Genomic DNA, 13532 nt, shown 5'->3' with positions numbered 1-13532 from the left:
CGACTTCCCTACTGTATTTGGCGCCACATGATCCGGCGATTGATGACCCCGCCAAGCTCTGAATAATCGGACGCTGCTCCGCCGACGCCCTGGATTATCACGCGCTGGTTGGTGGCCGAGGTAGAAACGATCGACGTTATAACCGGTATGCCTGTCACGAAATGAATTCCGGCGGCGACGACGCTGTTACCCAATACCGGATAACTGAGCATTTTCCCGCTGGTTGCCTCCAGTTCTATCACGTTGCCCGCCCCGGCACTGGCACAAGGGTCGCTGGCATCAATAATCGCGGTGGTGAAATACACCCTGCCGAAACGCAATAAGGCGGAATAAATGACGCGTTCGCCAGCGGTGACGCCGCCCACGGTCAGTGGCAAGTAGAAGCCTTTCTGGGTGGTGTAGTCGACACTGTTTTGACTTGTCGAAACCAGTGACCCGCTAACACTGGTAATCGACTGAGCCTGCAGTTGGGTTTCAGTGAAATTGCCGTTGCTGTCATCATCCAGCACCCCATAGAAGGCCTGGCGGGTAGTGGTGCTCTTGTCAGCCGTTTCGTTCAGCTTACCGCTACCGAAATACACCAGCTTGCGCCCGTTGGTGTAATTGCCAATGACCGGCTGAGCGGTAATCGCCTGGTTCGCACCACCTGAGGCCGTAAACAGGGGCTTGCCGGAAAATGCCACCTTCCAATTGGCTGGTGCAGGATCAGTGAGATCAAACTTCCACATTTGCCCTTTAAGATCGCCCCCATAGGCGTACTGAACCACGCTTTGAGCATTGACTCTCAACTTTACCGAAGACAATCCATTGGACCCGGTACTGTCGGCCACAATTTCTTTAATCAATGAACCGTCGCGAATATCCACGACGTACAAAGAAGCCACACCCGTGTAACTGCCATAACCATTGGAAATGAACGCAGCCCATCGACCATCCGATAGCCGTGCAATTTCGGGTTTGGCATAGGCGTATCCCAAGTCATTGAACACGTTAGCGGGGGTCGCGACATCTGGCGCGCGCATTTCCCATAACGCATTGATGACGTTACCGGCCCCGGCATCGAACAACTGAAGCGCATAAAAGGCCTTGCTACCGGCCCCGACACCACCGACAGCCACGGTTTTCCATGAGGTACCGAACTTCGCATCGACGACGGATATTTGCCCGTCGACCAAAAACTTGTGGGTGACACCATTGATATAGGCAGGATCGGCTACGTAGTGCAGGTTCGTCAGCACACTCGATGGCATATAGGCATATCGCCGAGTCCCCGCCACTGCATCGATCACATTGACCAGACCATCGTTGGCATTGACCACCAGGCTGGTGTTCATAGTCGCTTTGGTCGTCAGATACGCTGTATAGCTGGTGTCCCCCGCGGCGTCCGAGGCGGTGTGATCCGTTGGCGACGCGTAAGCAAGGGGCGAGTTGATAACATCGCCTAACAATACCGTGCGGACTTTCAGGCCGGTCTTGCTGGTTCCCTTACTCCACTCGATCAAGTCATTACCCGTTATACCTGTAGGCAAGTTCAGGTTCAGGGTCGCTTGCTGAGTCGCTGCGAAGTTGGCGTAAGCCAGTGAAACCGCCGCATTGGTCAGGGTATTCCAGGATTGATACGTCGCGGTTATGCCGGGAACGATGGTCGAGTCGGTGGTCCAGGTGGGTGTCGTGGTATTGAGCGAGCCATCGGTATTGAAGGCGAACGCCTTGACCGTGCCGCGCCAATCCGTCGGGTCGTAAAATGTCTGGAAGTATTGTGTCGTTGAAGACAACGAAGCGGTGCTCGTCGCGCCACCGCCGCCGGAGCCTGCCTTGGAGGTGATGTCATTCAAGGCAGCCGACAGTGCCGTGTTCAAGCCGGCGCTGTTGTTTGCCTGATAGTATTTGCCCTGCCCATACGCCGCGGCATCCGAGAGCATTTGGTTCGCCGCAGTAAAGCCAACGGTATACGTCAGCAAGTTCTGCTTGGGGAAATCCGCTGCATCCCAGCTCTTGCCAGCCAGGTCATTTCCGACTGTACGCATATCGATGTCATAGGCAAATTTGGCGATGTCATCCAGGTATAACGTATCCCCTTCGTTGTCACCGCTGAGGTTATTCCCGTCGTTATTGACTTTGTCCCAGTTCGGCAAGTTTGTCCCGCCAAGCGGGTCATTGGTTGGAAAGGTTCGATCGTAGGTCGGTAAGCCGTCGGTAATCACCACACCATAGTTTTTCTGGCAACGGTACTGGATCGGGCTGGTAAAGGTCGTGGATGGGACGTTTTGAAACGACGTCATTCCACGGAAATAGCGGGTGATTTCATAATAGGTTTCTGCCAACGGCGTATTGGCAATCGCCGCCAAACCACTGATCGACGAGATCAGGGCATTGTAGTTGGCATCCGCTTGAGCCTGAGTCGTGGTGCTAGTGACCGAAAGGTCACTGATGGCCCGGGCGATAGTGCCACCAGGACCAGAGTCCTGATAGGTGGGAGGGTTGAAGGTGGCGAGGCCTATGCGCAGATTTCGGTTGCTGGTGACCAGCGCCGACGAGACAGTACGCGCAACGTTGACTCGATAATCATTGGGGATGGAGCCATCTGTGTAGTCTTTTGTCGCGGTGCTCGTCTGCGCAAGCAAATAAGAGAGGTATGTCGCCGCGTAACGCGTCCCCTCACCGCCTACCGGATCCGGCAGTTTCAAACACGTGATGTTGCCAGTAGAGTTTGTTTTACTAAACCCGTAATACCCAGTGCTACACCTTCCATGACCCAGGCTGTTGAGTGAATAGTTGTCATTGGTCATGTCCAGCGTATTAAAGCCGTTGCAACTGGAGTCTGAATTGCAGGCGTACACTTGTGCAAACCCGGTAGCGGTAGAGTCGTAGCCTGTTGCCCAGATGATGCTATTCATGCTGCCGGAATTGTCCACCAGCAACATGACGTTAGGCGGCACTGATCCAGCACTCAACAAGGGTGAATCCGCGGGCGTGAAGGCATAGACCGGAGCGGCCAGATACAGGCCTAAAAAAGTACCGACAACCAGGTTCAGGATCCGCGCCAGGCGACTGCCATACTGCCTTTTACTTCTTGGCATAAATGCTCTCCAGCACGGTACGCGAATTGCCTTGAATGCCCACGCCGGTTATTCGGTACAGGACCGTAGAGCTGTTAGCCATGTTGACTGGGTCCATGGTCGTACCAATCTTCTGTACGCCATAAAACCCGCTGCCCGCTGCAACCCAAACAATCCCGGAGGTAGCATTGGTGCCGCTCGCCGTGAGAGTGGCGGACTCGCTGGGAGGGCTGCATTTGACACTGCTGAGCGCGGTATCGCAGACCGCAATGCTGTAGGCACTGGCCGCCACCGCGTTCTCGCCCAGCCGAAGCGCCGCTTCGGCCAGTTGAAAAGATTGATTACGCAGCGTCACGCTGCCCGCCATCTTCTCCTGCAAGGTCGCATTCTGCATGGAGGAAATACCCAGCAATGTCAGCAGCAGGAGAAAAACCAGACTCACCAAAAGCGCCATGCCACGTTGCGGCCTGCTGAGGTGTGAAGCGCTGCACCTATTCATCTTCCATGCCTATTCCACTACAGCAGCCTGTTACGCAACGCTGCTACCACATTAAAAGTCTGATCCCGAACATAATTGTTCGGGTCGGTCAGCGTCAGCGTCAAACGTACACTGCGAATGTCCGCATTGGTCGGTGCAGCGGTGTAACTGGTAACCGCCGTGGCTGACGCGGGCCCAACCACCCCGAAGGTAATATTGAAAGCCTTTACGTTACTCACCAGTGCGGCCTGGCCTGCCCCGATGCCCGTGTACAGTTGATTATTCTTGAAGGTGTAAACGACGTTCCTGATGGGGAACGCCACTTGTCCCGAGGCAGGGGCCTGAGTCCCGTCGTAGGCAGTGGCCGACGTCACGCAATCCGAGGCCACCGTCCAGGTCGGTGTCCCCCCACTACTGCCGACGTCAGCGGTATTGATCGTCAGGATATTGGCCCCTGAAGCGTCCGTCACGAAGGTGACAGGGGTATAGAAATTAGGCGTGAAGGTGGATCCCGAGCTGGTATCCGTGACCGTAGCAAGACAGCCGTACATGCCGACCATGCGTATCTCTTGCATCATCTTGCTCAGCGCGTATCGCGCATCTTCCTGCATGATTGCCGCTGCATTCTGAGACAAGTAGGTGCCTCTGGCCGCGATGAATACCTGGATGACACCGGCCACCACGACCAACCCAAGGACCAGGGCAATCATCATTTCGATCAGACCGAATCCCTTTGATTGCCTGCTCATGGAATCCCCGAATCAATCGCTACCCGACTGGTCAGGGTAAACGTCTGGGTTGAAGTGGCCGTGCTGGCTGTGTTGTCCGCATTGGCACTGCTGGTAGCGCGTGTGTCGAGCCAGGTAATGGTGATCGTCACCACGCGACCCGCCACCGTAATAGATCGTGTAGAACCGGTACCGGCGAAGGCAGCGACATTAGCGGAAAAGTCAGACAGGTCCTGATCATGGGCGACGAGAAGGTTCGCCGCCGGAGCCGCAGCCCCGGCGGCGAGGCTATAGTCCACATCCGGATTTGCCCGAATCCGATCCATCATGTCGTACGCAATAAAGCTCGCCTGACTGGTCATGGTCGAGCTGTCAGTGTATTTCAATGCGTTGAGCTGAATCGCCGCCGCGCCGAGTAGGCCGATAGCCAGAACCAGCACCGCGACCAGCACTTCAACCAAGGTCGTCCCGGTCTGGGTATGTTTTTTCCCGTCAAGCATCAGCAGGTTCCGCCGCCAACAACAATCCGTCCATTCAAGCAAGCACTCACGGTTTGAGAGTTGGTCCCCTGCGTGTAAGTCATGACGAGCGATGCGCTCGGCGCAGCCAGCCCGCCAAGGTTATTGAAGTCGATAGCAGTGACGGCGGCGTTAGGGGCCGCGATGGTAATCGCCGCCCCGCTGCTCATGGCTGACACGACCCGCAAGGGGGTTCCAGGGGCTGATACCAGGACGACCTGCAACTGGGTGTTCCAACCAGCACCAGCAGTGCTGGGCGTCACTCGCGTATTCACCCCTCGGTTCATCGCCTCCATCCGTGCGTAGTTGAGCGCGCGCTGCAAGTCGCTGACCTCGGTATCGGCCCTTGAGCGCTGGATCGCACTCTGGAAGTTAGGGACGGCGATCGCCGCCGCAATCCCGAGGACCGCCACAGTAATTAACAATTCAATCAGGCTGAAGCCCTTGGAGCTGTGGCGCATTAGGTGTCTCCTTGACGACCTGACTATAAGGCAGCACTGCGGCGCGAAAATCTACAGCTAGATGTACGGTTATTTAACAGGGATGAATGCCCGGATGGCGTTCGACAATTTATTTCCAGGAAGGAAACCCACATGAAACAACAAGGTTTTGGCCTCATTCAACTGGTGATCGGGATGACGTTGGTCGCGATTTTCGCCCATCTGGCCGTTCCGGGATTTGCGCAGTTAATTGAGGCCCAGCGCAGCGAGGACGCAGCCCGGCAATTGGCCAACGGGATTCGCACGGCGCGCACTGAAGCGATCATGCGCAATCAGGTGGTGTTGATTCATGCGATAGACGATGACTGGAGTCGGGGCTGGCGAATCATCGTCGACCACAACGGCGCGGGCGCGGGGGATGACAGCAATCCGGTGCTGGTGGAAAGGGCGAGCAGTGGGAAAGTCCCGATTGTTGGCAATTATTGGCTGACGCGTTTCGTACGCTTCGACGGACTCGGGGCAGCCGTTAATGCAAGCGGCAGCCACCGAGCAGGAAGTTTGTTTATTTGCGCAACAAATCAAGCCGTCAGCCACCACAGATTGGTGCTATCAAAAACCGGCCGAATCAGAATTGTAAGCGGCAAAGCCGAAGAAAAGCTTTGCCGTCAATCAAACTCAGAGCAACGAGCGGACGCGTAACTCTTTAGGCATCGAAAACGTAACGTTCTCTTCGCGGCCGGCCAGTTCGTCGGCTCCAGTCGCACCCCAGGCCTGCAATTGCTGAATCACGCCACGCACCAGCACTTCCGGGGCCGAGGCTCCCGCCGTGATACCGATCCGCTCGACGCCATCGAACCAACTGCGCTGCAGGTCTTCGGCGCCGTCGATCAGATACGCCGGCGTGGACATGCGCTCTGCCAACTCGCGCAAGCGGTTGGAGTTGGAGCTGTTCGGGCTACCGACCACCAGGACCACGTCGCACTCATCGGCCAATTGCTTGACCGCATCCTGCCGGTTTTGCGTGGCGTAGCAGATGTCGTCCTTGCGAGGGCCGCCGATGCTCGGGAAGCGTGCGCGCAGGGCATCGATGACGCGACCGGTGTCGTCCATGGACAAGGTCGTCTGAGTCACGAACGCCAGGCTGTCCGGGTTAGTCACTTGCAAGTTGGCAACGTCGTTCTCATCTTCGACCAGATAAATCGCGCCGCCATTGCTGGCGTCGTACTGGCCCATGGTGCCTTCGACTTCCGGGTGTCCGGCGTGGCCGATCAGGATGCATTCGCGACCGTCACGGCTGTAGCGCGCGACTTCGATATGCACCTTGGTCACCAACGGACAGGTGGCGTCGAACACTTTCAAGCCTCGGCCGGTCGCCTCGGTGCGCACGGCCTGAGAAACACCGTGAGCGCTGAAAATCACGATGACGTCGTCCGGCACCTGATCCAGCTCTTCGACGAAGATCGCGCCGCGAGCGCGCAGGTCTTCGACGACGAATTTGTTGTGAACCACTTCATGGCGCACATAAATCGGCGGGCCAAACACTTCCAGGGCGCGATTGACGATTTCGATCGCACGGTCCACTCCAGCGCAGAAGCCGCGTGGGTTGGCGAGTTTGATTTGCATGCTGTGCCTCGTGTCTACGCGCAGGAAAACAGGACATCTAACCGACCCGACCGTAGCCGGGCCCTTGGTCTTGGCTCTAAAAAATCAGAGAGCCTTCACCTCAAAGATTTCCACTTCGAAGCTCAGCGTCTTGCCGGCCAGCGGGTGATTGAAGTCGATGGTCACTTGAGTATCGTCGAACGCTTTGACCACGCCCGGCAGCTCAGTATTGGCTGCATCGTTGAAGATCACCAGCAGGCCTTCGGACAGGTCCATGTTCTGGAACTGCGAACGCGGAATAATCTGCACATTCTGCGGGTTGGACTGACCGAAAGCGTTTTCCGGCAGGACTTGGACTGTGCGCTTGTCGCCAGCCTTGAAGCCAAATATCGACGCTTCGAAACCGGGCAACAAGTTGCCGTCGCCGACTTTGAAGGTCGCCGGGGCTTTGTCGAATGTACTGTCGACGGTGTCACCGTTCTCCAGGCGCAGAGCAAAATGCAAGGTGACTTCCGTGTTCTGGCCGATGCGTTGCTCTTTCGAGGCGTTTTGGGCCAATAACTGTTCAGTCATGAACGGGTTCTCCGGACTTTTTACTTTTGAACATATCCAGCGCCAACATGATTGCGCCGACGGTAATTGCGCTATCGGCAAAGTTGAACGCCGGGAAATACCAGCGGTTTTGCCAGTGCACCAGAACGAAATCGATCACATGACCCAGCACGATGCGGTCATAAAGGTTGCCAAGGGCGCCCCCCAGAACCAGCGCCAGTGCCACGGCCAACCAGGTTTCGCTGCGGCCCAGGCGTTTTAGCCAGACCACCAGCACCGCACTGACCACCAGCGCGATTACCGCGAACAGCCAACGCTGCCAGCCCGAGCTGTCGGCGAGGAAGCTGAACGCAGCACCGGTGTTGTAGGCCAGGGTCCAGCTGAAGTAGTCCGGGATCACGATAATTTGCTGATACAAGGTCAGCGCATGCTCGAAATAGAACTTGCTGGCCTGGTCGACGACCAGGACCAGCACGCTCAACCAGAGCCAGCTCAAACGGCCGATACGACTTGCCGCGCCCGCATTAGGCATAGTGACGAACCTCGCCTGCACCGCTGATGTTGTCCACGCAACGACCGCAGATTTCCGGATGCTCAGGATCAACCCCGACGTCCTCGCGATGGTGCCAGCAACGGCCGCACTTCGCATGTCCGGACTTGACCACTTTAAGCTTCAGACCGCTGACTTCGGTGACCACTGCATCGGCCGGAGCATCGAGCAAAGGCTCGACGCTGGCCGTGGAGGTGATCAGCACGAAGCGCAGTTCGTTGCTCAATCTGGACAGGTCGGAGACCAGCGACTCTTCGGCGTACAGGGTCACTTCCGCTTGCAGGTTGCCACCAATGGCCTTGGCTGCACGCAGGTTTTCCATCTCTTTGTTGACCGCGACTTTCACCGCCATGATCCGCTCCCAGTAGGCGCGGTCCAGTTCGAAGTCGGCCGGCAACTCGCTCAGGCCTTCGTACCAGGTGTTGAGCATCACCGATTCATTGCGCTCGCCCGGCAGGTACTGCCACAGCTCGTCGGCGGTGAAGGCCAGGATCGGAGCGATCCAGCGCACCAGCGCTTCGGAAATGTGGAACAGCGCCGTCTGGCAGGAGCGACGTGCAGTGCTGTCGGCCGCCGTGGTGTATTGACGGTCCTTGATGATGTCCAGGTAGAAACCGCCCAGCTCCTGCACGCAGAAGTTGTGCACTTTGGAGTAGACGTTCCAGAACCGATACTCGCCGTAATGCTCTTGCAGCTCGCGTTGCAGCAGCAAGGCACGGTCTACCGCCCAACGATCCAGCGCCAGCATTTCTTCGGCGGGCAGGATGTCGGTGGCCGGGTTGAAGCCGGTCAGGTTGGAAAGCAGGAAGCGTGCAGTGTTGCGAATCCGCCGGTAGGCGTCCGCGCTGCGTTGCAGAATCTGGTCGGAAACCGCCATTTCGCCTGAGTAGTCAGTGGCCGAAACCCACAGACGCATGATATCGGCGCCCAGGGAGTCGTTGACCTTCTGCGGCGCGATGACGTTATTCAGCGACTTGGACATCTTGCGACCGTTCTCGTCGACGACGAAACCGTGAGTCAGCAATTCGCGGTACGGCGCGTGGTCGTCGAGCATACAACCGGTCAGCAGCGAGGAATGGAACCAGCCACGGTGTTGATCCGAACCTTCAAGGTACAAGTCGGCACGCGGACCGCTTTCGTGGCCCATCGAATGGGAACCGCGCAATACATGCCAGTGCGTGGTGCCGGAGTCGAACCAGACGTCCAGGGTGTCGGAGATCTTGTCGTACTTCGCTGCTTCGTCACCGAGCAACTCGGCCGCGTCCATCTTGAACCAGGCTTCGATGCCTTGTTTCTCGACACGCAGCGCGACTTCTTCCATCAGCTCGACGGTACGCGGGTGCAGTTCACCGCTTTCCTTGTGCAGGAAAAATGGGATCGGCACGCCCCAGTTACGCTGACGCGAGATGCACCAATCTGGACGGTTGGCGATCATCGAATGCAGACGTGCCTGACCCCAGGCCGGAACGAACGCAGTGTCTTCGATGGCTTTGACGGCGCGCTGACGCAAGGTGTCGCCCGTCTCTGGCTGCTTGTCCATGCCGACGAACCACTGCGCAGTGGCGCGGTAGATCAGCGGTGTTTTGTGGCGCCAGCAGTGCATGTAGCTGTGAGAAATGGTCTCGGTGTGCAGCAGGCTGCCGACTTCCTTGAGTTTCTCGACCACGTTCGGGTTGGCTTTCCAGATGAACTGACCACCGAAAAACTCCAGCGACTCAGCGTATACGCCGTTGCTCTGGACCGGGGTCAGGATATCGTCGTTGACCATACCGTACTGCTTGCAGGTCACGAAGTCGTCTTCACCATAAGCCGGTGCGGAGTGAACCACGCCCGTACCGGCACCCAGATCGACGTAATCAGCCAGATAGACCGGCGACAGACGATCGTAGAACGGGTGACGGAAGTTGATCAGTTCCAGCGCTTCGCCCAGGGCGGTGGCGATCACCGAACCTTGCAGGTTGTAGCGTGCCAGGCAGGACTCGACCATTTCTTCGGCCAGCACCAGCAATTTATCGCCGACATCGACCAGCGCGTACTTGAACTCCGGGTGGACGTTCAGCGCCTGGTTGGCCGGGATGGTCCACGGCGTAGTGGTCCAGATCACGATAGAGGCCGGTTTGCCCAGCGCAGGCAGACCGAAGACCGCCGCCAGTTTCGCTTCGTCAGCGATCGGGAACGCCACGTCGATGGTCGGGGATTTCTTGTCGGCGTATTCGACTTCAGCTTCAGCCAGGGCCGAACCGCAGTCGAAACACCAGTTGACCGGTTTCAAACCCTTGAACACGAAACCGCCCTTGACCATCTCAGCCAGTGCGCGGATTTCCCCGGCTTCGTTGGCGAAGTCCATGGTGCGGTACGGGTTGTTCCAGTCGCCCAGCACGCCAAGACGGATGAACTCGGCTTTTTGTCCTTCGATCTGCTCGGCGGCGTAGGCACGGCACAGCTCGCGAGTCTTGTCCGACGTCAGGTTCTTGCCGTAGGTGACTTCAACTTTGTGCTCGATCGGCAGGCCGTGGCAGTCCCAGCCCGGAACATAAGGCGCGTCGAAACCCGAAAGAGTTTTCGAGCGGATGATCATGTCCTTGAGAATCTTGTTAACGGCGTGACCGATGTGAATATTGCCGTTGGCGTAAGGAGGACCGTCGTGCAGAACGAACTTTGGACGATCCTTGCCAATTTCACGCAGCTTCTGGTACAGGCCAATGCTGTCCCAGCGCTGCAGAGTTTGCGGCTCGCGCTGGGGCAGGCCGGCCTTCATTGGGAAGGCGGTGTCCGGAAGGTTTAGCGTGGCTTTATAGTCGGTCATTTAAGGCTCTTAATTAGCGATTAGCGCTACTTATGTTACTTGCGCCAATGGGCACGGGCGGCGGCGACATCCGCATTGATCGCCGTCTTCAGCGCCTCCAGAGAGGCGAAACGCTGCTCATCACGCAGCTTGTGGTGGAAGGCCACCTTCAAACGCCGGCCATAAAGATCACCGGTAAAGTCCAGAATATGTATTTCCAGGTGGGCACTGCCATCACCTGCCACGGTCGGACGCACGCCTATATTGGCGACACCCGGCCAGGGTTTACCGTCAATTTCGGTGCTGACCAGATACACCCCGGTCAAGGGCACGCGACGACGTTTGAGTTGTATGTTGGCCGTGGGCGTACCCAACTGCCGAGCCAGTTTCTGCCCATGCAAGACCCGTCCGGCAATCTGGAACGGACGACCCAGCAGACGTTCGGCCAAGGCAAAATCCGCCGCAGCCAGGGCGTCACGGACCTTGGTACTGCTGACCCGAACGCCATCGATTTCTACGGTCTGCGCGGCTTCCACGCTGAAATCCTGGGTCACGCCCGCTTGCTGCAGAAAATCGAAATCGCCGAGCCGGTCGCAGCCGAAACGGAAATCGTCGCCGACTTCCAGGTGCTGCACACCAAGCCCATCGACCAAAATCTTGTCGACGAACTCGGCGGCACTGAGTTTTCTCAGGCGCTGGTTGAAGGCCAGGCATAACACCAGGTCAACGCCCTCGCCCGCCAGCAACTCGAGCTTGTCACGCAAGCGCGTCAGACGCGCCGGCGCGGTCTCGGGCGCGAAGAACTCACGCGGCTGTGGCTCAAAAATCACCACGCAGGTGGGTACGCCCAACTCGACCGCTCGTTCACGAAGGCGCGCCAGAATAGCCTGGTGGCCACGGTGAACACCGTCAAAGTTGCCAATAGTGGCGACACAGCCCCGATGCTGGGGGCGCAGATTTTGGAGGCCTCGAACCAGCTGCATAACGCGCTTCTTGCTCATAAAGTGGCCGATTATAACCACACCCAGCCCCGGACGACAGGCAACAGTCCGAGGCAAAACGCACGCAATCGCCCTTCAACGCAAAAAAACCGACGACTGCGCCTTATATCAGTGCCTACATAACCGCCTTGCGGGCGAAGTCCTTGAGGCGAAAACCGAGCAGCAACAACATACCGAAATAGGCCACGACACCCGCCGCCACCAGCGCGCTCAGACGCATGAGGCGTTCGAGCATCTGCCCCTCGTCCCACGCGGGCATAAAGTGCATCAGGCCCAGCAACACGCCGGACATCACCGCCACCGCTACGATCAACTTGAACAAAAAACTGGTCCAGCCCGGCTGCGGTTGAAACAGCTGCTGCTTGCGCAACTGCCAGAACAGCAGCATGGCATTGATGCAGGCACCGACGCTGATCGCCAGCGCGAGCCCCGCATGGTGCAGAGGGCCAATGAACGCCAGGTTGAGCAACTGAGTAACCGTGAGGGTGAAGATCGCGATTTTCACCGGAGTGCGAATATTTTGTTGCGCATAAAACCCCGGAGCCAGCACTTTGATCACGATGATCCCCAGCAACCCCACCGAATACGCGATCAACGCACGCTGGGTCATGACCGCGTCCAAAGCGCTGAACTTGCCGTACTGGAACAGCGAAACCGTCAGCGGTTCGGCCAGAAGCCCCAGCGCCAGGGTGCATGGCAGCACCAGCACAAAGCACAAGCGCAGGCCCCAATCGAGAATCCGCGAATATTCGTGGCGATCCTTGCTGGCGTAGGTTTTCGACAAAACCGGCAGCAGGATAGTGCCCAAAGCCACACCGAGGACGCCGGAAGGCAATTCCATCAAGCGGTCGGCGTAATACATCCAGGAGACCGAGCCGGCGGCAAGAAAGGAGGCAAAAATCGTGTTGATGATCAGAGAAATCTGACTGACGGACACCCCAAGAATCGCCGGAAGCATCTGCTTCATCACTCGCCAGACGCCACTGTCACGCAGATTCAGGCGCGGCATCACCAGCATGCCGATCTTTTTCAGGTGTGGCAGTTGATACAACAACTGCAACACTCCACCGGCCAATACCGCCCAACCCAGAACCATGACCGGCGGATTGAAATACGGCGTCAGGAACAGCGCGAAGATGATCATGCTGACGTTCAGCAGTGTCGGCACGAAGGCCGGGACCGAGAAGCGGTTCCACGTATTCAGGATCGCCCCGGCCAGCGATGACAGGGAAATCAGCAATATATAAGGGAACGTCACCCGCAGCAGATCGGTGGTCAGCGCGAATTTTTCCGGCGTATTAGCGAAGCCGGGCGCTGTTATCCAGATCACCCACGGTGCCGCGATGATCCCCAACAACGTGACCAGTGCCAGCACCAGCGTCAGCAAACCACTGACGTAGGCAATTAAAGTGCGCGCCGCCTCATCGCCCTGTTGGCTTTTATATTCAGCCAGAATCGGCACGAACGCCTGGGAGAAAGCCCCCTCGGCGAAGATCCGGCGCAACAAATTGGGTAGTTTGAAGGCGATAAAAAAGGCGTCCGTCGCCATTCCGGCACCAAAAGCGCGCGCAATGATGGTGTCCCGAACAAAGCCCAATACGCGGGAAAGCATCGTAATAGAGCTGACGGCGGCTAATGATCTGAGTAGGTTCATTGAAAGAGTTTTTGCCTTGGCTAAAGGACGAGCGATTAAGCTGCCCATTTATGCGATACTCCGCGCCGCAGCAGCACAGAGCCAAAGTCCGCGAGTTTACAGGTCGCACGCTGGAAATAAATAACCCGGCGATGCATCAGGACCACTCAGCGGAACGCATCATCC

The 13532-nt window shown here is 57.5% G+C and carries 12 protein-coding genes; 1 reads left to right on the top strand and 11 read right to left on the bottom strand.

Features of this window, described 5'->3' with window-relative positions:
- Nucleotides 1–8: 8 nt before the first annotated feature.
- The 5 genes from AC1MEE_RS29395 to AC1MEE_RS29375 all read right to left on the bottom strand — a co-directional run bounded on the left by AC1MEE_RS29395 (nucleotide 9) and on the right by AC1MEE_RS29375 (nucleotide 5244).
- Complete coding sequence (locus AC1MEE_RS29395) at nucleotides 9–3080, bottom strand: pilus assembly protein (protein ID WP_480412930.1); 3072 nt, start codon at nucleotides 3078–3080, stop codon at nucleotides 9–11.
- On the bottom strand, nucleotides 3067–3513 hold the full coding sequence (locus tag AC1MEE_RS29390) for a pilus assembly PilX family protein (RefSeq protein ID WP_480412929.1): 447 nt from the start codon (nucleotides 3511–3513) through the stop codon (nucleotides 3067–3069). Before AC1MEE_RS29390 ends, AC1MEE_RS29395 begins: the two co-directional genes overlap by 14 nt.
- A gap of 62 nt (nucleotides 3514–3575) precedes the next feature.
- Nucleotides 3576–4286: a PilW family protein gene (locus AC1MEE_RS29385; RefSeq protein ID WP_480412928.1), complete on the bottom strand. Its 711-nt coding sequence runs from the start codon at nucleotides 4284–4286 to the stop codon at nucleotides 3576–3578.
- Complete coding sequence (pilV, locus tag AC1MEE_RS29380; protein ID WP_480412927.1) at nucleotides 4283–4765, bottom strand: type IV pilus modification protein PilV; 483 nt, start codon at nucleotides 4763–4765, stop codon at nucleotides 4283–4285. Before pilV ends, AC1MEE_RS29385 begins: the two co-directional genes overlap by 4 nt.
- A complete protein-coding gene (locus AC1MEE_RS29375) occupies nucleotides 4765–5244 on the bottom strand; it encodes a GspH/FimT family pseudopilin (protein ID WP_480412926.1) in 480 nt (159 codons plus the stop codon). Before AC1MEE_RS29375 ends, pilV begins: the two co-directional genes overlap by 1 nt.
- A gap of 132 nt (nucleotides 5245–5376) precedes the next feature.
- Here AC1MEE_RS29375 and AC1MEE_RS29370 point away from each other — a divergent pair, with 132 nt between their 5' ends.
- Nucleotides 5377–5922, top strand: coding sequence for a GspH/FimT family pseudopilin (locus tag AC1MEE_RS29370; RefSeq protein WP_480412925.1), 546 nt, complete (start codon nucleotides 5377–5379; stop codon nucleotides 5920–5922).
- Here AC1MEE_RS29370 and ispH read toward each other — a convergent pair.
- The 6 genes from ispH to murJ all read right to left on the bottom strand — a co-directional run bounded on the left by ispH (nucleotide 5899) and on the right by murJ (nucleotide 13367).
- On the bottom strand, nucleotides 5899–6846 hold the full coding sequence (gene ispH / locus AC1MEE_RS29365) for a 4-hydroxy-3-methylbut-2-enyl diphosphate reductase (RefSeq protein WP_480412924.1): 948 nt from the start codon (nucleotides 6844–6846) through the stop codon (nucleotides 5899–5901). The genes AC1MEE_RS29370 and ispH overlap by 24 nt on opposite strands.
- An 84-nt stretch (nucleotides 6847–6930) precedes the next feature.
- A complete protein-coding gene (locus AC1MEE_RS29360; protein ID WP_480412923.1) occupies nucleotides 6931–7398 on the bottom strand; it encodes an FKBP-type peptidyl-prolyl cis-trans isomerase in 468 nt (155 codons plus the stop codon).
- Nucleotides 7391–7909, bottom strand: coding sequence for a signal peptidase II (lspA, locus tag AC1MEE_RS29355; protein ID WP_480412922.1), 519 nt, complete (start codon nucleotides 7907–7909; stop codon nucleotides 7391–7393). The genes AC1MEE_RS29360 and lspA overlap by 8 nt, the downstream gene beginning before the upstream one ends.
- The gene (gene ileS / locus AC1MEE_RS29350) at nucleotides 7902–10733 is read right to left on the bottom strand and encodes an isoleucine--tRNA ligase (RefSeq protein WP_480412921.1); all 2832 of its coding nucleotides are present in this window, start codon (nucleotides 10731–10733) and stop codon (nucleotides 7902–7904) included. The genes lspA and ileS overlap by 8 nt, the downstream gene beginning before the upstream one ends.
- Before the next feature lie 35 nt (nucleotides 10734–10768).
- Entirely contained in the window at nucleotides 10769–11695 is a 927-nt protein-coding gene (gene ribF / locus AC1MEE_RS29345; RefSeq protein ID WP_480412920.1) for a bifunctional riboflavin kinase/FAD synthetase, read from the bottom strand.
- Between the two features lie 133 nt (nucleotides 11696–11828).
- Nucleotides 11829–13367, bottom strand: a complete 1539-nt coding sequence (murJ, locus tag AC1MEE_RS29340; protein ID WP_480412919.1) for a murein biosynthesis integral membrane protein MurJ — start codon at nucleotides 13365–13367, stop codon at nucleotides 11829–11831.
- Between the last annotated feature and the right edge of the window lie 165 nt (nucleotides 13368–13532).

It is taken from the genome of Pseudomonas sp. ASL3 (genome assembly GCF_056680425.1).
The sequence above is the reverse complement of the archived record's forward strand: the minus strand, read 5'-3'. Positions and strand labels throughout refer to the sequence as shown.

Bases quoted from the DNA above. Each gene is read 5' to 3' on its own strand.
- AC1MEE_RS29360 (WP_480412923.1), bottom strand. From the start codon at position 7,398: ATGACTGAACAGTTATTGGCCCAAAACGCCTCGAAAGAGCAACGCATC.
- ispH (WP_480412924.1), bottom strand. From the start codon at position 6,846: ATGCAAATCAAACTCGCCAACCCACGCGGCTTCTGCGCTGGAGTGGAC.
- AC1MEE_RS29395 (WP_480412930.1), bottom strand. From the start codon at position 3,080: ATGCCAAGAAGTAAAAGGCAGTATGGCAGTCGCCTGGCGCGGATCCTG.
- AC1MEE_RS29375 (WP_480412926.1), bottom strand. From the start codon at position 5,244: ATGCGCCACAGCTCCAAGGGCTTCAGCCTGATTGAATTGTTAATTACT.
- murJ (WP_480412919.1), bottom strand. From the start codon at position 13,367: ATGAACCTACTCAGATCATTAGCCGCCGTCAGCTCTATTACGATGCTT.
- AC1MEE_RS29385 (WP_480412928.1), bottom strand. From the start codon at position 4,286: ATGAGCAGGCAATCAAAGGGATTCGGTCTGATCGAAATGATGATTGCC.
- AC1MEE_RS29370 (WP_480412925.1), top strand. From the start codon at position 5,377: ATGAAACAACAAGGTTTTGGCCTCATTCAACTGGTGATCGGGATGACG.
- ileS (WP_480412921.1), bottom strand. From the start codon at position 10,733: ATGACCGACTATAAAGCCACGCTAAACCTTCCGGACACCGCCTTCCCA.
- AC1MEE_RS29390 (WP_480412929.1), bottom strand. From the start codon at position 3,513: ATGGCGCTTTTGGTGAGTCTGGTTTTTCTCCTGCTGCTGACATTGCTG.
- pilV (WP_480412927.1), bottom strand. From the start codon at position 4,765: ATGCTTGACGGGAAAAAACATACCCAGACCGGGACGACCTTGGTTGAA.
- ribF (WP_480412920.1), bottom strand. From the start codon at position 11,695: ATGCAGCTGGTTCGAGGCCTCCAAAATCTGCGCCCCCAGCATCGGGGC.
- lspA (WP_480412922.1), bottom strand. From the start codon at position 7,909: ATGCCTAATGCGGGCGCGGCAAGTCGTATCGGCCGTTTGAGCTGGCTC.